The sequence below is a fragment of the Algimonas porphyrae genome, from assembly GCF_041429795.1.
Taxonomy (GTDB): domain Bacteria; phylum Pseudomonadota; class Alphaproteobacteria; order Caulobacterales; family Maricaulaceae; genus Litorimonas; species Litorimonas porphyrae.
Genome location: NZ_CP163424.1, coordinates 204,006 through 224,988, shown reverse-complemented (window position 1 = coordinate 224,988; position 20,983 = coordinate 204,006). Strand labels below are relative to the sequence as shown.

Genomic DNA, 20,983 nt, shown 5'->3' with positions numbered 1-20,983 from the left:
CCTCAATACGGGTTTCGAGACCGCATTTTCTGGATATGCGACGGATTACGGGCTTTGAGACGCTTCTGACTGTAGGTCCGAGGCCCGGCGACGGTTGCGAAATTGCGTCGGCGTCTCATGGGTGAATGTCTTGAACACCCGGTTGAAGGTCGCCTTGGAATTGAAACCGCTATCCATGGCCATGGACAGGATCGAGCCCTCACCGGTTTCGAGGAGGGCCTTGGCATGGTCGATCCGGGCGCGATTGACGAAGCGATTGAAGCTGTCTCCCAGCGACTGGTTCAGGGCCCGGCTGACATAGCTTTCATTGGTGCCGAGCCGCCGCGCAACGTCGCTGATCGTCAGGCGCGGCTCGAGATACCAGCGCTGATCGATAATGGCTGAGCGCACCCGCGCGCTGAGATCATCAGGCAAGGCATGGTTGTCGCTGACCGTCATGCGTGGGGCTGGCGCAGCGATATCCATCTTCGGGAAAGGGGCGGTCAGTCGCCAGGCCGCGTCAAGCCCGACCCAGGTCAGGACCGATGTCAGAAGCAGGAGTGCCGGGAAAGTTGCCGGATAGCTGAGCGCCACTGCAAGCGACAGGATTTCCAACCCGGCATAGATAGTCAGACCGATACTCATGGCGACGATCAGATTGCGCAGCCAGACAGGATCGAAGTCGCGTGCCGCCGACTGGGTCTGATCCAGAAAAGTCAGGTAGCGCCCCCGCCCCCGCCAGATCAGGACGATGGAGAAGCCGAACAGGCCAATCCCCAACAGGCTCTCCATGGGAATGATATAGGGTAAGTGAAACGCATCGTTGAACGCCCATTTGGCCGGCGTATCGAACAGGCCGTCACCCGGCAGCAGGAAAGCCCCCGTATAATAGGCAGTCTGCAGCAGGCCGGGCAACAACAACCAGCGCCGCCATCCAAGCGGGCCGCCCCGCATCAGATTATGGGCATGAATGACCAGGAGCGGGCCAAGCCACAGATCGACGAAGAAAAGTGGACAGAAGGTCAGCCAGGGCCAGATTTGATAGGCCCCGGCAAAACCGATGATCTGTGGGCCCATGGACAGGCCGCCCAGGATTAGAAACAGACCCAGCGGACGCGCGGCGCGGGCTTCCACCCGACGCAGCAAGAGAATGAGCCCGCAGAGAAGTAAGGGCAGCACGACCATGACCATCATGGCGGATCGCCAGTTCATGATGAGGTCGGGCGCATCGTTCACACACACGCCGTAACAGGCCGTGCGCCGCGCTGGCAAAGAAAAAGCCGCCCAGAGGCGGCTTCATGAAAAGACTTGGGGTAAGGACGCTATTTGCGGGTCCACTGCCCGTCTTCGCCGAGCACCATTTCGCCGGGTCCGGCCTTAGCAATCTGTTTTTCGCCAGTCAGCCGGGCCACAACTTCGATTCGAACGTTTTGTTCGCGGGCCAGACGGGTATAGACCTGCTTACGGCCAATATTGATTTCATTGACGGCGGCCCGCACTTCGCGGGAAGCGTCGGCAGCGATTATACCCAGATAGCCATCGATCTGTTCACCGACTTCGCCCCGTGCCTTGGCGGCGTCGACAATGGATTTCGCATTCATACGGGCCTCGGCGACATTCGTGCCTGTGCCGTGCAAGGCAACAGCCCCGCCGACGAGCAATCCACTTGCGGCCAGTCCGGCAATTATCAGCTTTTTCATACCTGCCTCCATGTTATGCAGGGGACCCTAAAACAGGTCCGGATTTTCGTTGATCAGTTCTTCGACGTCGTCATCGAGACGGACGCGGACTTCCTGATCGATCTTGATGGCAAGTTCGACCCGAATAGGTTCTTTTGGCGCTTCGACCTTGTGCGTGACCGTACAGCCCGCGACAAATACGGTCGACGCCATCGTCAATAGAGCAAAAGTCAAACGGGTTTTTGCACGCATCATGATCTGATCCTAGTCGTTCCGATCTGAACCTCGCATGAAGGATAGGTTCAAGCAAGCCGTCGACGCGCCGCAATGAGGCGAAAAATAGCTTTCCCGGGAACCGTGTGCCCGTCCTGCCGTTGCAGCATCGGCGCATCGCCGTTAAAGCGGCGCAAATTCTACCTTTTGCGGAACCTCACATGGCCGAACTCTTCACGATGAGCTCCCTTTTCACGCTGGGAGCGCTCATTCTGCTTCAGGCCGTGTTGGGCTTTGATAATCTCCTTTATATTGCGATCGAAAGTAACAAGGTCGGCGATCCGGTCGCGGCGAAGAAGGTCCGGACATGGGGCATCGGCATTGCCGTTGCGCTGCGGATCATCCTGCTCTTTGTCATTGTGTCGCTATTCGGATTGCTGGCTGAACCGCTCTTTGCTTTCAGTACCGCTGTGATTGAGGGCGAATTCACCCTGCAGGCGCTAGTGACGATCCTGGGTGGAGCGTTCATCATCTATACGGCGGTAAAGGAAATTCACCACCTGCTGCAAGTCGATCATATCGAGCATTCCGAAGGATCCGGTGCGCGCTCAGTACTCAAAGCGGTCGTCTTGATCGTGGCGATGAACCTCGTCTTCTCATTCGATTCCATCCTGTCCGCCATGGCCATTGCCAATGTCGAAGCCGCCAATATCGTCAATGCGGCGGGAGCGACCCTGCAGGAATTTGCTGGTCCGACTGAAGAATGCAAACGCTTCCTGATCAGCAATCCGGTTGCCGGCGCAGTCAGCTGTGAGCCGACAAAATCGTATCAGGTCCCGCTGATGGTGATCGCCATCGTGCTGTCAGGTGTCGCCATGATCGTTCTGGCCGACCGGGTCACCAACTTCCTGAAGAAGAACCGCATGTATCAGGTGCTGGGTCTGTTCATCCTGTTCCTCGTCGGTGTACTGCTTGTGACCGAGGGCGCGCATCTCGCCCATCTGAAACTGTTCGGCTATGAGCTGAGCGCGATGAGCAAGTCGAGCTTCTATCTCGTCGTCGGCGTGCTGATCGTTACCGACATTATCTCGAACCGCTATCAGAAGCGCCTCTGGGCGCAGAAGCAGGCGGAAATGATGGGCGCCGATTCCGAGATGGCGGGCATTGCCGCTGTCGATGAGTTCAAGAGCGGAAACAGAAAAGCGCCGTCGCACTCGGCCTGACACTCCGCTTCAGATTGCGCTTCACCCGGTCACTTTCAGGGTGAAGCCCTCAGCAGCACCCATGCAAAAGCGCGTTCAGCGCCGGACAAAGAACACGGTTGAATATTCGAACGCAGGTAGCTCTTCGGGGTTCACACCCTGTGGCGGGATGAACGTCCAGCTTTCGATCGCCGTCTGCATCGCGTCGCCGAACTCATGGGACGGCCTACTGTCCACAACCGTCACCGTTTCGACAGCCCCGTCGCTGTCCAGTGTAATTGCGACACTGGCTCGCGCGCCATCGACAATCTGATTGTCGTTGATCCGCGGAGACCGGATCCGTTTCCGTTTCTTGATGGACAGGGTCACAATCCGGCCATCTTGGTCGACAACGTCGATCGCGTCCTTTCGGGGTGAGCTTTTGCCACCCGCGCGAGCAATGCTGAGACGGGCTTGGAGGCTTTGAAGCTCATCGTCGTTCGAGTCGGGCAGACTCCGGTAAAGTGAAACCGCACTTTCATACGCCTCGACCGCCTCAGGATATTCTTCGGCATCTTCAAGGGCCAAGCCTTTCAGATAGAGAGTGGCGGCGTAAGTCTGGGATTTATCCTGATCGGAGGCGCGTAATGCAATGAGCGCCTTATCGGCATAGGCTGCCGCGTCCCGGCGCTCCCTTTGGGCGGCGCTGCCTCGTTTCGTCTTGGCCGGGAGCGTCTGTTTGGCCAGTGTCAGATAGACCTGTGAAGCCAGCATGGATTTTTCCTGACCGATGCGTTCCAGCTGTTTGGCAATCCCGCGGAGCTTGCTGACGGCCTGGCCTTTGCGCGAAGCCTCCAGATAGGCTTGGGCCGACTGATAATCGCACTGGATGGACTGTGCGAGACTGTCGTCGGCGGCATAATGTTTTGCGCAATCTTCATAGGTTTCTGCAACCGCCAGCCTGTCGTCTGTCTGATTCAGAAGACCCGCCATGACATAGGCTGCGTAGCCGGCACGCTCATGATCATCGCTCTGATCGCTTTGCTGGTAGAGCGCCGTGGCGATCTTCATGGCCCGGTCCATGTCGTTCTGACGGAGTGCGGTCTGCAGCGATTCCATATGCGCGCTTGGGGTCTGCGCGGCTCCGCTGTGCGCCCACAACAGGACGACGGACGATGATAGGGCGAGCAACTGTCTCATGACGCACCTTTAGAATGTGTTCTTCGGGTTGTTCAAGACGATCTGGCACGTCAGGTTGCAGATACGGCGCGGTTCGCCTTTGTGCTGGTTCACAGGTTCATCAGCGCCAGTCCAGCGGCAACGATCAGCGCGAAAAAGAGCCGTCGCGGACCGAACCCTTCTTTCAGGAACAGCCAGCCGAACAGCGCACCAAAGATGACGGCGCTTTCGCGTAGCGCGCTGACCCGCGCCACTTCGGTCAGATCCATGGCAAACAGAATCGCGCCGAAAGAGAGCACCGAGCCGATGGCTGCAACCACGCCGTAGCGCCAGATCTTCAATCCGTCGGCGATCAGGCGTCGCCCGCGGATTGCCCATCCGGCCAGACCCAGCTGAATCCCGTCCAGCACGAACAGCCAGACTACATAGGTCACGGCCTGATCTGCGAGACGGACACCGCGCGCATCAAGGACAGAGTAGGCGGCAATTCCACAGGCGGTGAGGCATGCGAAGCCAAGCGCGGCCTGCCCGACCTTGCGCGTCGCATCGGTGAAGCCGGGGCGGAACACGAAGCCAAGCGTTCCAGCTGTCGCGATCATCAAGCCGGCCCATTCAATTGGTTCCAGGCGCTCACCCAGAAACAGCAGAGCGGCGATGGCAACCAGAATGGGAGCACCGCCACGCATGACCGGAAAAACAAGCGACAGATCACCGCGTGACAGCGCATTGATCAACCCGAACTGATAGAGGCCGTGCGCCAGAACGCTGAACAACAAAGCCAGCCAGAGCGGCCCCGTGGGTAGCGGCACGACGAAGATGAAGGGCAGCAGGATGAGCGTTGACGTGACGGCCAGTACGACGCGCGCCATCAGAATGTCCCGGCCTGCCTTGACCACGGCATTCACGGCTGCCAGCGTCACCGCACTGAAAAGGCCGAGGCCGATCGCGATCAGATCAGCGTTCACGAAGCATCGTAGATAGAGGCGTTGGCCGCCCGGAACTCTGCCTCGAAACCGGGCAGGTGCAGCACCTCGATGCCGTGCGATGCCAGATGTGCGAGTCCTGTCTGCCGCGTGAAGGTTGCGTCTTCGGCGACGGCGTAGATGACACGTTTCACGCCGGCGCGCACCAGCCACTGCGCGCAGCCGGTCGGTTTCGAGGCGCGGGTCAGGCAGGGTTCCAGCGTCACGATGACGGTGTGAATGGGCTCAGAGGTCTTTGTGAGCATTGCCTCTTCGGCGTGATCTTGCGGACCTGTTTCACGGCTATAGCCGGTTGCCAGAACGTTCAGGGCCGCGTCGCAGCCCAGACAGCCGACGGCAAAGGCGGTCTCGCTGGCGGGGCAGCGTGCGGATAGGCGTAAGGCGGTCGCCATATGCGGCCTGGCCCGGCTCAGCAGCAGATCAATATGGTATATCCGTGTATCGCCGAGCTTTTCGGTCTGCGTCACATGCAGGTTCGCAAGAAAGCGATTCAGATCGTCGAACAGGCGTGCGTGCCCCCCGTCGCCGAGTCGGCGCGGACTAACGGCCAGACGCAGGTAGCGCGACTTTGACAGAGCCAGGCGCAGGATCTGCGCACCGCCTTCGATCAGAACCTGTCCGAAGTGGCGCGCTTCGGCGAGTTGCACGACCGCGTCGATCGGGTCGCCTGTAAAAGGTTCGACCGTTCCGGGCGCGCGGGTTGGGTTGCGCGACAGGACGATCTTTTCGCCCATGCCATCCCGGAAAAAGGCCCGGTCATGGGGAATATCCCCTGAGCGTGTCACGACCAGTTTGACCGGATCCGGCGACAGGCCTGCCGCCGCACGGCTGGCCCTGTGCCTCTCTCCGCGCGTGGCGAGCGACGGATCGTCCCGGCGCAGGGTTTCCGCGCCAATCACGATCATGTCCATCTGGGCGCGCAGCGCGAGGACGGCCGCCAGATCCTCTGGCGACGACAGGACAACGCGTTCGGACGAGCGGTCGTCGAGATAGCCGTCGGCAGAAACGGCGCAGGACAGGGTCAGCGTGACCATGCCCGCGCCTGTGACGGGTTCGCCCAAGATGCGCAAGTGATGCTAGATCAGGCTGTCTGCGCGAACCCAGTCGAGGCCCTGCGCTTCGGCGACGGCTTCGATGGTCAGTTTGCCTTCGCAGACATTCAGGCCGTTCAGCAGATGTGGGTCCTCGCGCATCGCATCTTTCCAGCCCATGCGGGCGATGCGCTTGGCGTGATGGACCGTCGCGGCGTTCAGGGCATAGGTGGATGTTCGCGCTACGGCGCCCGGCATGTTGGCGACACAATAATGGACGATGCCGTCGACAATATAGATCGGGTCGTCATGCGTCGTCGGACGGGAGGTCTCGAAGCATCCACCCTGATCGATGGCGACGTCGACCAGCACCGCCCCATCCTTCATCAGGCTCAGCATGTCGCGGGTCACGATTTTGGGAGCCGCCGCGCCGGGGATCAGCACAGCGCCGATAACGAGATCGGCTTCGGCCAGACGTTTCTCCAGAACGGCGGGGGTCGAGCGCTCGACCTGAGCGCGCACGCCAAATTCATAGGCCAGCTTTTCCATGACCAGATTGGACCGTTCCAGGATCGTTACATCGGCTTGCATCCCGACAGCCATCAGCGCGGCATTATAGCCGACATCGCCGCCACCAATGACCAGAACCTTGCCTGAATTGACGCCCGGGACGCCGCCGAGGAGCACGCCGCGCCCGCCATTTTCCTTTTGCAGCGCATTGGCTCCGGCCTGAATGGACAGGCGGCCTGCAACCTGGCTCATCGGTTTGAGCAGGGGCAGCCCGCCCTTGTCGGACGTCACCGTTTCGTAGGCGATGCAGACGGCGCCGCTGTCGATCAGCTCGCGCGTCTGTTCGGGGTCGGGTGCCAGATGAAGATAGGTGTAGAGAATCTGCCCCGGGCGCAGCATGGCGCGTTCGACCGCTTGCGGCTCTTTGACCTTCACGATCATGTCGCATGCGGCGAAGACGCTCGCCGCATCGGGCTGGATGGTCGCGCCTGCCGCTTCATATTCTGCGTCGTCGGCCCCGATGCCGCAGCCTGCCTGGGTTTCGACCCAGACGTCATGGCCGTCCGAAATCAGTTCGGCGACCGCTTCGGAGGTCAGCCCGACGCGATATTCATGGTTCTTGATTTCTTTGGGTACACCGATGCGCATGACAGCCTCCAGCCGGATCACGAATATGCGCGGCGATTAAGGGCTTCGCAGGGAGAAAACTGACGATATAATCTACCCATCTGGACGAATTGCGCATAATTATCCGAACATTGCGCCGAAAGAGTGGACGAAATCGATGATTGAAGCGACAGACCGCAAGATTTTGAGCGCACTGCAAATGGATAGCCGACGGTCGGCAGCGTCCATCGGCGAGACTGTCGGTCTGTCCGCATCGGCCTGTCATCGCCGGATCAGGCTGCTGGAAGATCGGGGGGTGATCGAAGGCTATGGCGCGCGCCTCAATGCGGAAGCACTGGGTTACACAGTGACATTCTTTGTCGAAGTCTCGCTCGAAGGGCAGAGCGAGGCCATTTTGGGTGCTTTCGAAGGCGCCGCAGATGCCCGTCCGGAAGTGCTCGAATGCTATCTGACGACCGGGAATGCCGATTATGTTCTGAAAGTGGCCGCTCTGGACACGGAAGATTTCGAACGAATCCATCGCCGGGTGATTTCCGGTCTTCCGCATGTGACGCGGATCCAAAGCAGTCTGGTGATGAAGACGGTCAAGCGATGGCGTGGCTACCCGGTACGCTAGCGTGCCTGTCATGCTCCGGATTTTATCGAGAGGCCGTGACTCGACCGTGATCGATCATCGCTTTAGGGGCGGCTGAATGAATCGCTGGTGGGATTATTGGCGCGCTGTCGGGGGGCGCATCAGCTGGGATCGTAGCTTGCTGCGCGGCCTGTGGGTCGTGCCGTGGCTTTACGGTCGTAGCGAGCGCCGCCCGTCGGCTCGACCCGGTTCGATCGCCTTTTACCCGCAACCAGGCCTGCCTTGGTACACGCTGCCGCTCGCCATGCGGCGGACCGCAATCCGGCAGACGCGCGATCTTAAATCTGCTGATGCGGTCATGATGTTCGATGACCGGACCCGGTCGGATCTGACCCCGCCGGACGTGTCCGGGCGGCTGCTGAATCTGCGCGCGACCGACATTTCTAAACAGCATGTCGGCGACGTTTTCAGACGCGTTTTCGGCTATGATGTCTCTGTCGATCCCTGTGTCCATATTGGTCCGATGGTCGAAAAGGCAGACGTCAACGGGGTGCATGATGGTCGCATCGTGACAGGTCCACTCGAAACCGCCCAGCCTGGACAATCCTATCAGCGGCTGGTCGAGAGTGTGATCAGGCCCGGTGTGACGGAAGATCTGCGTTGCGTCTGCGTCGGTGGCAAGGTTGCCGTGATCTTTCGTAAGGAAAAGGCGGCGCATCAGCGCTTCAGCACCGTCTATCTGGAAACCACCTTGTGCGAGGCGAACACGGTCCTCAGCGCGCAAGAGCAGGCGCAAGTTGCGGCCTTCTGTCATGCGATGGGGCTTGATTTCGGCTCCATCGATATTTTGCGCGATCATGCCGGGGACGGGCGGATCTATATTGTCGATGTCAACAAGACCTGCATGCCGGTTCTTAGCATGGCTGTGGGTGAGCTCGACCGGGCGCTCGGTCTGATCGGCGCGGCGGTGGAAGACCTAGTTCTCGGGCCAGCTGTCGAAGCGTAGCCTGTGTCCGCCCAGTTCGCGTGCGGCACGCTCGTGACAGGACAGATAGAGCAGTTGCAAGGGGTCCTCGCCGCTACCGACATAGGTCAGCACGTCGAACATGCGGGCGCGGCGGTCATCATCGGCATGGACCAGCGCATCGTCCAGAATGACCGGGCAAGGCTGCCCGCCCCGTGCCAGCAGCCGCGCAAAGGCCAGACGCGTCAATATGGCAATCTGTTCGCGCGTCCCACCAGACAGCCGGTCCAGCGTATCATCGCGCCCATTCCGCAACAGGCCTTGTGGGCCGAGTGTCTCCGACAGGCTCAGATCGGCCCCATCGATCACACGCGCCAGCAACGGGGCCAGTTCGCGGCGGACAGGAGCCGTATATTCAGCCTGGAGGCGTAGTTGTGCCTCTGTAAGCGTATCGCGCAGCAAGCTCAGCGCCCCGGCCCGCTGACGATGACGTTTGATCGTCTCGCGCAGCGTGTCGCGCTGTTCCATCAGCGCGTTTGCCTCGGTATCAGGGTCGCTGCGGTCCAGCACACCGCTGCGGCGGGCTTGCAGCTCTACGACCCGGCGTTGCAGCTCTTCCAACTCCGCTGCCCTGTTGTCCCGCACCTGAATGAGGCGGTTCAAGCTGGCCTTCAAAATATCGGGATCGGTCCGAACGCTGTCCGTCAGCCGTTCCAGATCCGACTGTGCCGTTTCCAGTCGGGCCTGAGCCGTCGCGGCACTTGCAGCCAGTTCGGACTGACGCGCGCCGCGTGCGTCCAGCGCGACGTCTGCGGGCAGAGCGGCCATTGCGCGGCGATGCGCATCCAGACGCGCCCTTGCTCCTTCCAGCTTTCCGGAAACATCCTGCAAGGCCTCTTCGGTGACGATGCGCTGCGCCGATTGCTGCGCGATGTCAGTAGCAACCCGGTCCGGATCTGTCGCGCAATCGTCCGGCTCGGCGTCGTTCAGTTTGGTTTCCAAGGCGGCAATATCACGCTCCAGAACCTGCTGATGATCAATCAGCCTGTCGCGTCCCTGCGGTGCGATACGGGCAATTTCGCGCTCAAGGGATTCAAGGTCGGACGCAATGTCGACGCGGCGCCGGACGGCGTCGGCGGCAGCGGCATAATCGGCGACACCGATGGTATGAAGCCGCGCTTCGATGTCACTTCGCGCCGTCTCGCGTTGTATTTTCAGCGCGTCCGCCTCCGGCGCATCGAGCCGGATGTAGCCCGCACCCGGCAGGGTCAGGACCGTCGTCGCGTCCAATGTCACCGACCCTGAAATGATAGGTTTTCCGTCGATCTCGGCCTGCGCTCCCGGAAGCAGGTCCAGACGCAGCGTCACCTCGACGCCTGAAAGGGCACGGTCCAGACGATCGATGGTCGCTTCCAGCGCGCCGAGCTGATCCAGTCCGTCGCGATCGATCTCGGGCAAGGCGTCGCGGGCCTGAATCTGTTCTGTGCGGGCGGCGAGTGTCGTATCCAGTGACGACAGACGCGCCTGCAATTGTTCCAGCGCGATCTGCCGCTCTTGCAGACGATTCGCGCGGGCCTTGGCGGCTTCCCGTTCGACCTGTCTGGCCTGCTCCTGTCGCAATTCACGCAGATCGGCATCGATCCGTGATTGCTGCGCTTTCAGTTCGTTGCGGCGGGCTTCGTGGCTTGCGATCGCAGCGTTTTCGTCCGCCATCCCAGCAGCAGCGTCGTCATAGGCCCTGACGTGATCCAGATGTCGCGTCAGGCGGTCATTGGCGCGCTCGGTTTCAGCCTGAAGACGCTGCTGGACAGCTTTTGCCGTCTCCCAGTGCGCCCGGGCGGTCAAGGCGGCATCCAGCTCGTCCCGCACTGCGGCGATCCGGACGTCAGCATCAGTGTCGTCCTGCGCTTGCAATGCGGCCAAGGCGGATCGGGCGCGGTCCAGCTCGCGTCCGATCTGCCGGGTCTGATCCCGCCGTCGCTCTGCGTCCAATAAATCTGCTTCGATCCGCACCAGCGCGTCTTCGGCGGCTTTCAACGGACCGCCAACACGGGGTCGTCCCGTCGCGGTCAGCAACTCCCCCAGCGCGGCTTCGGTCCGGGCGAGATAGTCCCGTGCCCGGTCACCGCCGACCAGAACCGACATTTCCGTTTCGACCTTGGATGCGACCAGGCGATCGTCATCCTGCACGGCATCCATGGACTGGCCCTGTTCAATCCAGAGCAGGCCGGACGGGCCACGCGCCTTATCGATCGTTCCCATAATAGCGGCCATGCGTTCGTCGGCTTCGCCTTTCTTGGCAAGCACCGCGCCTGTACTCCGGTCGATCAGCTGCGCATCCTTGCCGCGCTGATAGGTCTTGATCAGGCGGTAAGCCGTGCCGTCATGGGTAAAATCGATTTCCCCCGTCGTGGCACCGTCATCGCGTTTGACCGGATGGCCGCGTTTGCCCCAGCTCGTATGCCCCTGCAGCAGGAAGAGCTGCAATCCCCGCAGCAGGCTCGATTTGCCTCTTTCATTATGGTCGGCAAGGACGTTCAGGCCCGGAACGAGGCCCTCGACCGCGACCCCCTCGGACCCGAATGGGCCGAGATACCGGAAACGAAACCCGTCCAGCCTCATGACGCGGCATCCGTGGCGGCAAATGCGAAAAGCTGTCGCAGCGCGTCCGTCGCCTCAATTCGCTGCGCTTGAGACAATGTCGGGTCCTGACGCATCCCGTCCAGCGTTTCAGCGGCGGCCCGGACGGACCCTTGCGCGTCCAGAGCGTCCAGATCCTCTGCCACGATCCGCAGGTCGACGTCGTCTTGGCCGCGCATCTCCAGATGGGCGCAGCGTTCTGACAGCTCGCGGACAAACTGTTCGAACCGGGCCCATTCCGCCACACTGGCGCTGCCGCTCACTCGAATATTCACCAAAGTGTCGCGTGCAGCCTGGCCTGCATCGACACGCTCGCGGATCGCGGCAATGGCTTCGTCGATTTCGCCCGTCCGGAGCGGGGTTGTCAGGACCGGCCAGTCGAATCGGGCGGTTGCAATGTCGGTAACGATGGGGTTGCGACCGGCCGAAGCGATCTCGACACAGAGTATCTGCCCGCGATCGCCGACCTTGTGTCGATCCGGCTCCGGCGTTCCAGAATAATGGGTGCGCTGATTGATCGAGCTGCGTCCATGCCAGTCACCCAGCGCGAGATAATCCAGCTGCGCTGTGCTGGCCCGGTCCGGCGGTATGATCTCATCGGTTTCGCCACTATTTTTTCCCGCATCATTTGTGCCGAAACTGCGAATGCCGCCATGCGCCAGGCCGATACGGATGGCCCCATCCGGCGTTTGCGCACCGTCCATCCAGCGGGTCAGATCTTCGCCGTGGTGCAGCCTCTGCCACGGGGCGGGCAACAACCACACGCCGGGTTCCATCTCGACTGGTTCGGCGCGTCTCTGCGGGCGGATATGATCATGTCCGCAGGCTTCGACGCGGTCCCACAGACCGTCCGCATCGTCGCGGTCATGATTGCCCGGAAGCAGCCACCAGATCAGCTCACCGAATTCCGCCATGATGTCGAGCGGCTGGCGCAGAACATCATGCCCCGGCAAGGTCGTATCCCAGACATCGCCGGCGACAAGAATGTGCCGGCAATCCGCGTCACGGGCCGCTGTTCCGATCCGTGCGATCACATCCTGACGCTCCGCCCGCAACCGCCCGGACAGGGCCGGGTCAAACCGCGCAAAGGCCTTGCCCAGTTGCCAGTCGGCTGTGTGAATGAAACGAATTCCCATTGCCGTTCTGTTTAGCAGGGCGGACGCCGGAAGAAAGGCGTCAGGACCGCCTTAAGCGCAGTCCTGCGAAAGCAGGGAACGGGGCCGGAGCTGTGGACAGAAATCATAAAATATGTTATACAAGACGGGCTTCGCGATTGAATTAAAATGGTTTATTTTCAAGCGCGGCAGCGGACGGGTCGGTTATCATGCTTCCGTCAATGAAAGTCATGCCTGTGACGGTAACAAAACGATCCCTTGATGGAGACGTCGCCATTGGCGATGTCGTGACATTGCAGGACCGAATCGAGCTCATGACGGTCGAGGCCGTCCGGAGCGAAACCTTCGGACTGGTCATTGATTGCTGCTGGTTCGATCGCAAGGACTGTCTTCGCTTCCGCCGTTTTCCCGTCAGTACGATCGACATTTTCCCGCGCGCCGCGCGCGAACGCGATCTTGAGACCGGGATGGAAGTGCGCCTGCGCTCGCGCGGGCCCGTTATGACAATCCGCCGAATTTGTGAACGGGAATCCCGGACCTTTGCCGAATGTGTCTGGACCGGTCCCATGGGCCGCGAGCGGCGCCGTCTTTTTCCGCGGTCCGCGCTTGTTCTGACGATGATCGAGCGGTTTGAAGGCTTGGGCGGTCAGGAAATCTAGACTTGCCGGGTGTGCATGACGCGACCTGCTTCGCTTGAGCGCGTCTTTAAGATCATTTTAAGGTTGGCGACCGAACCTGAGGATATCTAATTTCAGGCGGCGCGACGTCATGTCCGACATGTTCCAATCCATTCTGGACACGCATCCGGATTATATCTGCCGTTTCGATGCGGACCGTGTGTTCACCTATGCCAATCAGGCAGCGGTCGATTTCTTTCGAATGGACCGCGATGCGCTGATCGGAAGTCGGCTCCTCGACCGTGTGCCGCCGGATCAGCGCTCCGAAGTCGATTCCCGGCTGACGCTGCTCTCCGAACGCTCCCCTGCCAGCACGACGTTGCACAAGGTGATGCGCGATCAACGGCCGGTTCACATTCTCTGGACCAATATCGCGGTCTATGATGAAGGCCGGCTCGTCGGATATCAGTCGGTCGGGCGTGATGTCAGCGCCGAGACGGCGCTGCGCCGCGAAATCCGTGAACAGGCCAAGACGCTGGACCGGGTTCAGCGCGAGCTCCGCATGGTGTTGGACGCTGTGCCATCTCGCATCTGGTACAAGGATGACAAGAACACGATTTTGCGGCTGAATGCGGCGGCTGCCGACAGTATGGGCCTGAGCGTCGAGGAGACGGAAGGTCAGAACACCTATGATCTGTTCGGAGAGGCTGCCAAGGCCTATCATGACGATGATCTGGCCGTGATCAATTCGGGCGTGGCCCTGCGCGGCAAGATCGAGCCCTATACGCCCAATGAAGGCGATCCGGGCTGGGTTCAGACTGATAAAATTCCGCTGGAGCTGAACGGTCCAGAGGACCGGCGCATTCTGGTCGTTTCGACCGACATAACGGATCTTAAGGAGAAAGAGACGCTGCTGGCTTCGATCAATCGCAATCTGGACGACTTCGCCTCTCTGACATCACACGATCTGCAGGCCCCGTTGCGTAAGATCGGGATTTCCGCCGAACTGCTGACGCTCGAACATGGCGAGGCTTTGCCGGATGGAGCGAGCGAGCATCTCGAAGAAATCGAAAGAGGGGTCCGGCATATGCGCGGCCTCATTCGCAGCTTCCTGAAATTCATGCGCGCCTCCCCGCACGAAGTCGACTTCGATACGGTCGATCTCGGTCAGATTCTGGAAGACTTTGCGGCGCGGGAGCGGGACGCCATCAGCGATGCAGGCGGCACGGTAATACTCCCGGACGGACCTATCAGCGTCAGCGGCAATGCCGACTTGCTCGGCCAGGTGTTCGGAAATCTTTTCCAGAACGCCCTGAAATATCGCAGCCCGGACAGACCCCTTCGGGTTGAGGTTACGGCCCAGCGCGCACTTCAGAACTGGGTCGTCGACGTGATTGACAATGGCCGTGGGATCGATTCAGATGAGCATGACAAGGTGTTCGATCTGTTTGGCCGGTCCCAGCCGCAAAAAGGCGTCAAGGGATCGGGGATAGGTCTGGCTCTGTGTCGGCGGATTATCGCGCTGCATGGCGGGTCGATCGATCTGGTGGAACGCGACGGCCCCGGCGCAACGTTCCGTATCCATTTGAATGCCCGCAGGAGGAATGAATGACAGCTCGCATTCTCATCGTCGACGACAGCACATTTGACCGGCGCATGATCCGTCGCGCCATCACGGCGACCGGCAATGACCTCGAAGTTGCAGAGCTGAGCCACGGCGCGCAAGCGGTCGAAATGATCAGACGGGACAAGCCGTGCATGACCTTGCTGGATATTCGCATGCCCGGGACAGACGGGTTTTCGGTTCTGTCTGACATCCGGTCCACAGCCGCCATTTCCGGAAGCGTCGTCGTTATGCTGTCAGGGTCCGATCAGCCGCTGGATCACAATATGGCGCAGGAACTCGGTGCGGACGCCTATTACGTAAAGCCCGAGTCCGCCGCGGACTATATGGAACTGGGCCGCAATATCTGCGACACCCACCTCCCCTGCCTCAACGGCACCGTCGAACCTTGAGCGCAAGGCAATAACTGCCTTTTGGCAAGGCCAAGCACGGCAATCCGGCGAGCTGGGCTGTTCTGGTTAAGCTTATCCAATTCTATCGCGATCGAGAAGCCGCAGACACCATCACGTCCGAAATTTAGTACGCCAGCACCCTGCAACCCTGTCAGCGTTACGAGCTGGGCTTGCTTGCTCTGCGGCGGAGGGACCATAACGGGGCGACTGACGTGAAACTCGCGATATCAGTCGCATCTGGCCTGCACCGTATCTTAATCAATCGGCCTCCGATTATTCAGGCGCTTCGATCACTCTGCTTTGAGCGTCGAAGCAAACGGTACATCCAAGGCCGCTTTCTCAAAACAGGGAAGAGCATCACCATCAGAGTCGCCACCCGATCAGATCCATTTGTCCCATGGGTCGCTCCTGGAGCGGCACATAGCCTTCTCTGCGTCTTTCCCGGTGCGGCCTCACCAACATGGCCTGCGCGCCCATATTTTTGTGATGCAAATCGTCCGCCGTAGCGTGTCGGGCTGGCCAGTGCGTGTTTGGTGGCGCTGTGTCGGTTCCATGATTTTATCTTCGCTAGACTATGTCTCAAAAACCCGAAGGCGAGCAAATATAGCGCGTTGCCATCGGCGTTTGTGGGGCTTAAGCTGGTGGACTAGTCGCGTGAATCTAGCCTTTTTTAGAGTTGTTTTTAGATATGCCACAGGTAGCAGTGTTTGGTGTCGGTCACTGGGGGAAAAACCTCACGCGTATATTCGCGGAACTCGGCGCGTTGAGAATCATCGTTGATCACGACGAGAAGACTGCTGCCAAGTACGCCGAAATGTACGGTGCCGTCGCTATGACGAAGGAAGAGGCACTTGCCAGTGATATCGACGGCGTGGTGATCGCGGCACCGGCCGAATATCACGCACAACTAGCCATTGAAGCTGCGACTGCCGGCAAGCACGTCTATGTCGAAAAGCCTATCGCGCTCAATGAAGATGACGCGCTGGCCATGATCAAGGCCACGAAAGATGCGGACCGCATTCTGATGGTCGGCCACCTGCTGCAATATCATCCCGTCTTTGTCGCCTTGCGAGAGAAGGTCCGGGCCGGCGATCTGGGCAAGCTTCGCTATGCTTACAGCCACCGCCTGTCGACCGGCAAGTTCCGGGTCGAGGAAGATGCTTTCTGGTCGCTCGCCCCGCACGATGTGTCCATGCTGCTGGCCCTCTTTGACGAAGCACCGAGCCACGTTCGTCAGAGCGGTCTTGATTTCGTGACGGACGGTATCGCCGATGAAACCCGTCTCGACATGGTGTTCCCCTCAGGGGGGCGCGCCCATGTCTTTGCCAGCTGGCTGCACCCGTTCAAGGAACAGCGCTTGGTCGTCGTGGGCGAAAACGCCATGGCAGTCTTTGACGACGTCAAGCCCTGGGACGAAAAGCTGGCGCTTTACAGGCACGTCATCGATACGTCCGGCCCGGTTCCGGTGCCGCACAAGGCCGATGTCGAGTATGTTTCTGTCCCGCCAGGAGAACCGCTCAAGTCAGAATGCCAGCATTTCCTTGATTGCATCGCCAATGGCGACACGCCGTTCACGGATGGTGAGGAGGCCTTGCGCGTCCTGCGCGTCATGGCATCGGACACTTTGCCGAAACCGATCTGATCGCAATCCTGAAACGGATGGTCATGCGGTGTGCACTGCAGAGGCGTGCGAAATCGCGTAAGTGACCACTCAGACCCAGTCATTCTTCCTGCCTCAACGCTGACGCAGATATCATACGGAGCCACTCCCATGCAGTTTATCGACCTCCACGCCCAGCAGGCTCGTCTCAAGGACGAGATCGAAGGGGGCATTGCCGATGTCCTTAAAAGCGGACGTTACATTCTGGGTCCGCAGGTCACGGAATTCGAGGGCAAGCTGGCCGCCTTCGGCGAGGCGAAACATGCCGTTGGCTGCGCAAACGGTACGGATGCGATCCTGTTGCCGCTGTTGGCTTGGAGTGTCGGGCCGGGTGATGCGGTTTTCTGTCCGTCCTTCACCTATTGCGCGACAGCCGAAGTGGTCGCGCTGGCGGGGGCCACGCCGGTCTTCGTCGACATCGACCGCGACACCTACAATATGGACGTGAACAGCCTGAAGCAGGCCGTCACTGACGTAAAAGCCAAGGGCGAGCTGACCCCGAAAGCCGTTATCGCCGTGGATCTGTTCGGCCAGTCCGCCGATTACGAGGCCCTAGCCCCGGTGGTGCGCGAGAACGGGATGAAGTTCATCTCCGACTCTGCACAGGGATTCGGCACGACGTTGACGGGCAAGCACCCGCTGCATTGGACCGACTGCCAGACGACGAGCTTCTTTCCGGCGAAACCGCTCGGCTGCTACGGCGATGGCGGCGCGACGCTGACCAATGATGACGATCTGGAATTCAAGCTCCGCAGCCTACGGGTTCACGGCAAGGGTAAGGACAAGTATGACAATGTCCGGATCGGCATGAATTCGCGGCTGGACACGTTGCAGGCTGCGATCCTGCTGCCCAAGCTGGCCGTGTTCGCCGACGAGATCGAAAAACGCAATGTGGTGGCCGCGCGATACAAGGACGGCCTGTCCGGCGTTGCGGATCGCATCCCTGTCGTGATGGATGGGGTGGTGTCCACCTGGGCGCAATACACGATCGAGGTTCCGGACCCGTTCGCCTTCGCCGACGCGCTGAAGGCCGAGGGTGTGCCCACGGCTCGCTACTATCCCAAACCCGTGCACATCCAGACGGCTTATGAGCATTATCCCGTTGCGGGTAATGGCCTGCCCAACACGATGGACTGTATCGATCACATCATTAGCCTGCCCATGCACCCCTACCTGTCCGAAGAGGACCAGGCGAAAGTGATCAGCGCGGCCAAGACCGCACTGGCGTAAATCGCGCCGCATGGTTGCCGGGTCGCAACAGCGGCCCGTCGGCCCATCCCATGGGGGCAAGGTCATGAAAGGTCGTCTCGCATTTCTCGAGCGATGGTATGAGGGGGTCAAGGCCGCCGCACGGCACAAGAATGCCGAAAGGACATTTGCCGGCGTCTGTTTCGTCGAAAGCTCCTTTTTCCCGATCCCGCCGGACGTCATGCTGATCCCGATGGTCCAGGCCGCGCCGGACAAGGCGTGGCGCTACGCAACCATCGCGACGATATTCTCGGTGCTGGGCGGAGCTTTCGGCTATCTGCTCGGCATGCTGTTCTTCGATGCGCTCGCGCTGCCTGTGCTTAATGCGCTCGGCAAAGCGGACAGCGTCGCGGACTTCTCGGCCCGGGTCGAGCAATATGGCGCAATCGCCGTGTTCGGCGCGGGACTGACGCCCTTTCCCTACAAGGTCATCACCATCATGAGCGGCGCGCTGAAGATCAATTTCGCCATATTCATGGCGGCCTCGGTCATGGCGCGGGCCATGCGCTTCTTCCTCGTCGCCTGGATCGTGAAAACATTCGGTCCGCGCGCTGAAGCCATCATGAAAGAGCATTTCGGCTGGTTTACCGTCGGACTGTTCATCCTGCTGGCCGCGCTCTACTGGCTCTATATCACCCTCATGCATTGACGGTGGCACGTTGAGCGTCGGGCGGGTTGAATAGGGCGGCGCTTTGCCTTACTGGCCCCGCGACGGACGTTCCCTCGGGTTCCCGGACGGCCATATTCTTCACGACATCCACACACGCAGCCGCGCCCGGCGGCAGTATCGGGGCATTACGATTATGAAACAGGAATTTCTCGCAAAGGCCGAGACGGGCGACCTCGTCATCGGCATCGTCGGGCTGGGCTATGTCGGCCTGCCGCTGGCAGAAGCCTATGTGGCCCAGAATACGCGGGTCATCGGTTACGACATCAGTGAAAAGCGCGCCGCACAGCTCAATGCGGGCGAATCCGGCATGAAGCACATTGCAGACAGCCGTGTTCAGGAAATGCTGGACAAGGCGCTGTTCAAAGCGACCGCCGACCCGGCCGATCTGAAGGAGGCTGATGCCATTCTGATTGCGGTTCCGACTCCGCTCGATATCCATCACCAGCCCGATCTGTCCTATGTGGTCTCCACATGCGAGACATTGGCCAAGGTCCTGCGTAAGGGCCAGCTGGTCGTGCTGGAATCCACCACCTATCCCGGCACGACCGAAGAGGTGATGAAACCGATCCTGGAGACGTCCGGATTGAAAGGGGGCGAGGATTTCGCATTGGCCTATTCGCCGGAGCGCGAGGATCCAGGCAACAAGAATTTCGAAACCGCGACCATTCCCAAGGTCGTCGGCGCGGATAGCGAGGATGGCCGGGCCATGGCCAAGGCAACCTACGATATCATTGTCGATACGGTGATGGTGTCCAATGCACGGACTGCCGAAGCGACCAAGCTGGTCGAGAACATCTACCGCTGGATCAACATCGCCGCCGTTAACGAGATGAAGGTCATCTTCGAGGCGATGGACATTGATATCTGGGAAGTGATCGACGCGGCCAAAACCAAACCGTTCGGTTTCCAAGCCTTCTATCCGGGTCCGGGCGTGGGTGGCCACTGCATCCGCATCGACCCCTACTACCTGTCCTACAAGGCGCGTGAACACGGCCTGTCGACCCACTTCATCGAGTTGGCGGGTGACATTAACACCAACATGCCGCGTCGCATCGTCCGTCGCCTGCTGGAGGAAATGAGTCTGAAACAGAAAAAGGCGCTGGCGGGCTCGAAAATTCTGCTCGTTGGACTGGCCTATAAAGCGGATATTGACGACATGCGCGAGTCGCCTTCGCTGGAACTTATCGACATTCTGAAGGAACATGGCGCGCATGTGTCCTATTACGACCCCATGATTCCGGAAATCCCGACCACGCGCGAACATCCGGAATTTGCCGGCATGACATCTGTTGACGACTTCTCCGGTTTCGACGCGGCCGTTATCGCCACCGCTCATACGGGCGTGGATTACACCGCGCTTTGCAAGGCGATCCCACTCGTCGTTGATACGCGGAATGCCACATCGGACATCATTGCCGATTTCCCTGACACGATCGTCAAAGCTTAAGGAGCCGCCCATGTCCCAAGTCAAGAAAATGGATGGCGGCTGGTCTGTTCACGAAAGCGCCTATGTCGACGATAATGTCGAGATCGGCGAAGGGACATCGATCTGGCATTTCGTCCACGTCCTGTCCGGAACACGGATCGGCAAGAACTGCTCGCTCGGGCAGAATGTGATGGCAGGCCCCGACGTGACCATCGGCGATGGCTGCAAGATCCAGAATAATGTCGCGCTCTACAAGGGCGTGGTCCTGGAAGACGGCGTTTTTTGTGGTCCATCCATGGTGTTCACCAATGTCACCACACCGCGCTCAGAGGTCAATCGTCGCAATGAATATGCTACGACCCTGGTTCGCAAGGGCGCAACCATCGGCGCCAATGCCACGATCGTCTGCGGTCATGAGCTCGGCGAATATTGCTTCATCGCCGCTGGCGCCGTCGTGACCCGGGATGTGACACCGCATGCCGTGATGGCGGGTGTGCCGGCCAAGCGCATCGGCTGGGCCAGTCATGCTGGTGAAATGCTCAAGACGGATGATAAAGGCGATCTGGTCTGTCCGCGCACAGGCGACCGCTATGAGGAACGCGACGGTTCGCTGCATCGCCTTTGAGCGGTTCGCAGTTGCCGGTCTGCGGTCTTGCGGAGCGATATTTCCC

At 60.1% G+C, this 20,983-nt stretch carries 20 protein-coding genes; 11 read left to right on the top strand and 9 right to left on the bottom strand.

The window, feature by feature from the left end; genetic code table 11:
* Window positions 1-45 precede the first annotated feature (45 nt).
* The 3 genes from AB6B39_RS01045 to AB6B39_RS01035 all read right to left on the bottom strand — a co-directional run bounded on the left by AB6B39_RS01045 (window position 46) and on the right by AB6B39_RS01035 (window position 1,913).
* Window positions 46-1,215, bottom strand: coding sequence for a helix-turn-helix domain-containing protein (locus AB6B39_RS01045; RefSeq protein ID WP_284374142.1), 1,170 nt, complete (start codon window positions 1,213-1,215; stop codon window positions 46-48).
* 86 nt (window positions 1,216-1,301) lie between these two features.
* Window positions 1,302-1,679, bottom strand: a complete 378-nt coding sequence (locus tag AB6B39_RS01040; protein WP_284374140.1) for a YdbL family protein — start codon at window positions 1,677-1,679, stop codon at window positions 1,302-1,304.
* 27 nt (window positions 1,680-1,706) lie between these two features.
* A complete protein-coding gene (locus tag AB6B39_RS01035) occupies window positions 1,707-1,913 on the bottom strand; it encodes a YnbE family lipoprotein (protein ID WP_284374139.1) in 207 nt (68 codons plus the stop codon).
* A 179-nt stretch (window positions 1,914-2,092) separates the two neighbouring features.
* Here AB6B39_RS01035 and AB6B39_RS01030 point away from each other — a divergent pair, with 179 nt between their 5' ends.
* Window positions 2,093-3,094 (top strand): TerC family protein, encoded by a 1,002-nt coding sequence (locus AB6B39_RS01030; RefSeq protein ID WP_284374138.1) that lies wholly within the window; start codon window positions 2,093-2,095, stop codon window positions 3,092-3,094.
* Between the two features lie 75 nt (window positions 3,095-3,169).
* Here the strand turns inward: AB6B39_RS01030 and AB6B39_RS01025 are convergent, their stop codons facing one another.
* The 4 genes from AB6B39_RS01025 to ald form a co-directional block, all read right to left on the bottom strand.
* Window positions 3,170-4,252 carry an energy transducer TonB gene (locus AB6B39_RS01025; RefSeq protein ID WP_284374137.1) on the bottom strand — a complete coding sequence of 361 codons (1,083 nt, stop codon included), beginning with the start codon at window positions 4,250-4,252 and terminating at the stop codon, window positions 3,170-3,172.
* An 89-nt stretch (window positions 4,253-4,341) separates the two neighbouring features.
* Window positions 4,342-5,196 (bottom strand): DMT family transporter, encoded by an 855-nt coding sequence (locus AB6B39_RS01020; RefSeq protein WP_284374136.1) that lies wholly within the window; start codon window positions 5,194-5,196, stop codon window positions 4,342-4,344.
* On the bottom strand, window positions 5,193-6,284 hold the full coding sequence (locus tag AB6B39_RS01015; protein ID WP_371398675.1) for a dihydrofolate reductase family protein: 1,092 nt from the start codon (window positions 6,282-6,284) through the stop codon (window positions 5,193-5,195). Before AB6B39_RS01015 ends, AB6B39_RS01020 begins: the two co-directional genes overlap by 4 nt.
* A 6-nt stretch (window positions 6,285-6,290) precedes the next feature.
* Window positions 6,291-7,403 (bottom strand): alanine dehydrogenase, encoded by a 1,113-nt coding sequence (gene ald, locus AB6B39_RS01010; protein WP_284374134.1) that lies wholly within the window; start codon window positions 7,401-7,403, stop codon window positions 6,291-6,293.
* A 136-nt stretch (window positions 7,404-7,539) separates the two neighbouring features.
* Here ald and AB6B39_RS01005 point away from each other — a divergent pair, with 136 nt between their 5' ends.
* Entirely contained in the window at window positions 7,540-7,998 is a 459-nt protein-coding gene (locus tag AB6B39_RS01005; RefSeq protein WP_284374133.1) for an Lrp/AsnC family transcriptional regulator, read from the top strand.
* Window positions 7,999-8,074: 76 nt separating this feature from the next.
* Window positions 8,075-8,962, top strand: coding sequence for a hypothetical protein (locus tag AB6B39_RS01000; protein WP_284374132.1), 888 nt, complete (start codon window positions 8,075-8,077; stop codon window positions 8,960-8,962).
* On the opposite strand, the gene AB6B39_RS00995 is transcribed toward AB6B39_RS01000, so the two are convergent.
* Window positions 8,933-11,542 carry an ATP-binding protein gene (locus AB6B39_RS00995; RefSeq protein WP_284374131.1) on the bottom strand — a complete coding sequence of 870 codons (2,610 nt, stop codon included), beginning with the start codon at window positions 11,540-11,542 and terminating at the stop codon, window positions 8,933-8,935. The two genes, AB6B39_RS01000 and AB6B39_RS00995, sit on opposite strands and share 30 nt — an antisense overlap.
* Complete coding sequence (locus AB6B39_RS00990) at window positions 11,539-12,696, bottom strand: metallophosphoesterase family protein (protein WP_284374130.1); 1,158 nt, start codon at window positions 12,694-12,696, stop codon at window positions 11,539-11,541. The genes AB6B39_RS00995 and AB6B39_RS00990 overlap by 4 nt, the downstream gene beginning before the upstream one ends.
* Window positions 12,697-12,896: 200 nt before the next feature.
* On the opposite strand from AB6B39_RS00990, the gene AB6B39_RS00985 reads away from it, so the two are divergent.
* The 8 genes from AB6B39_RS00985 (at window position 12,897) to AB6B39_RS00950 (ending at window position 20,937) form a co-directional block, all read left to right on the top strand.
* Window positions 12,897-13,334 carry a hypothetical protein gene (locus AB6B39_RS00985; protein WP_371398674.1) on the top strand — a complete coding sequence of 146 codons (438 nt, stop codon included), beginning with the start codon at window positions 12,897-12,899 and terminating at the stop codon, window positions 13,332-13,334.
* 109 nt (window positions 13,335-13,443) lie between these two features.
* Window positions 13,444-14,904 carry a sensor histidine kinase gene (locus tag AB6B39_RS00980; RefSeq protein ID WP_371398673.1) on the top strand — a complete coding sequence of 487 codons (1,461 nt, stop codon included), beginning with the start codon at window positions 13,444-13,446 and terminating at the stop codon, window positions 14,902-14,904.
* Window positions 14,901-15,308: a response regulator gene (locus AB6B39_RS00975; RefSeq protein WP_284374127.1), complete on the top strand. Its 408-nt coding sequence runs from the start codon at window positions 14,901-14,903 to the stop codon at window positions 15,306-15,308. Before AB6B39_RS00980 ends, AB6B39_RS00975 begins: the two co-directional genes overlap by 4 nt.
* A gap of 688 nt (window positions 15,309-15,996) precedes the next feature.
* The gene (locus AB6B39_RS00970; protein ID WP_284374125.1) at window positions 15,997-16,950 is read left to right on the top strand and encodes a Gfo/Idh/MocA family protein; all 954 of its coding nucleotides are present in this window, start codon (window positions 15,997-15,999) and stop codon (window positions 16,948-16,950) included.
* A 129-nt stretch (window positions 16,951-17,079) separates the two neighbouring features.
* Window positions 17,080-18,198 carry a DegT/DnrJ/EryC1/StrS family aminotransferase gene (locus AB6B39_RS00965; protein WP_284374124.1) on the top strand — a complete coding sequence of 373 codons (1,119 nt, stop codon included), beginning with the start codon at window positions 17,080-17,082 and terminating at the stop codon, window positions 18,196-18,198.
* Window positions 18,199-18,262: 64 nt separating this feature from the next.
* Window positions 18,263-18,865, top strand: a complete 603-nt coding sequence (locus AB6B39_RS00960) for a YqaA family protein (protein WP_284374123.1) — start codon at window positions 18,263-18,265, stop codon at window positions 18,863-18,865.
* Window positions 18,866-19,019: 154 nt separating this feature from the next.
* Window positions 19,020-20,333 carry a nucleotide sugar dehydrogenase gene (locus tag AB6B39_RS00955; RefSeq protein WP_371398672.1) on the top strand — a complete coding sequence of 438 codons (1,314 nt, stop codon included), beginning with the start codon at window positions 19,020-19,022 and terminating at the stop codon, window positions 20,331-20,333.
* Window positions 20,334-20,343: 10 nt separating this feature from the next.
* On the top strand, window positions 20,344-20,937 hold the full coding sequence (locus AB6B39_RS00950; protein ID WP_284374119.1) for an acyltransferase: 594 nt from the start codon (window positions 20,344-20,346) through the stop codon (window positions 20,935-20,937).
* Window positions 20,938-20,983: the final 46 nt, after the last annotated feature.

Coding starts and splice junctions, on each gene's coding strand:
- AB6B39_RS01030 (WP_284374138.1), top strand. CDS start 2,093: ATGGCCGAACTCTTCACGATGAGCTCCCTTTTCACGCTGGGAGCGCTC.
- AB6B39_RS00950 (WP_284374119.1), top strand. CDS start 20,344: ATGTCCCAAGTCAAGAAAATGGATGGCGGCTGGTCTGTTCACGAAAGC.
- AB6B39_RS01025 (WP_284374137.1), bottom strand. CDS start 4,252: ATGAGACAGTTGCTCGCCCTATCATCGTCCGTCGTCCTGTTGTGGGCG.
- AB6B39_RS00985 (WP_371398674.1), top strand. CDS start 12,897: ATGAAAGTCATGCCTGTGACGGTAACAAAACGATCCCTTGATGGAGAC.
- ald (WP_284374134.1), bottom strand. CDS start 7,403: ATGCGCATCGGTGTACCCAAAGAAATCAAGAACCATGAATATCGCGTC.
- AB6B39_RS00995 (WP_284374131.1), bottom strand. CDS start 11,542: ATGAGGCTGGACGGGTTTCGTTTCCGGTATCTCGGCCCATTCGGGTCC.
- AB6B39_RS01035 (WP_284374139.1), bottom strand. CDS start 1,913: ATGATGCGTGCAAAAACCCGTTTGACTTTTGCTCTATTGACGATGGCG.
- AB6B39_RS00960 (WP_284374123.1), top strand. CDS start 18,263: ATGAAAGGTCGTCTCGCATTTCTCGAGCGATGGTATGAGGGGGTCAAG.
- AB6B39_RS00990 (WP_284374130.1), bottom strand. CDS start 12,696: ATGGGAATTCGTTTCATTCACACAGCCGACTGGCAACTGGGCAAGGCC.
- AB6B39_RS00955 (WP_371398672.1), top strand. CDS start 19,020: ATGAAACAGGAATTTCTCGCAAAGGCCGAGACGGGCGACCTCGTCATC.
- AB6B39_RS00970 (WP_284374125.1), top strand. CDS start 15,997: ATGCCACAGGTAGCAGTGTTTGGTGTCGGTCACTGGGGGAAAAACCTC.
- AB6B39_RS00980 (WP_371398673.1), top strand. CDS start 13,444: ATGTCCGACATGTTCCAATCCATTCTGGACACGCATCCGGATTATATC.
- AB6B39_RS00975 (WP_284374127.1), top strand. CDS start 14,901: ATGACAGCTCGCATTCTCATCGTCGACGACAGCACATTTGACCGGCGC.
- AB6B39_RS01005 (WP_284374133.1), top strand. CDS start 7,540: ATGATTGAAGCGACAGACCGCAAGATTTTGAGCGCACTGCAAATGGAT.
- AB6B39_RS01000 (WP_284374132.1), top strand. CDS start 8,075: ATGAATCGCTGGTGGGATTATTGGCGCGCTGTCGGGGGGCGCATCAGC.
- AB6B39_RS01040 (WP_284374140.1), bottom strand. CDS start 1,679: ATGAAAAAGCTGATAATTGCCGGACTGGCCGCAAGTGGATTGCTCGTC.
- AB6B39_RS00965 (WP_284374124.1), top strand. CDS start 17,080: ATGCAGTTTATCGACCTCCACGCCCAGCAGGCTCGTCTCAAGGACGAG.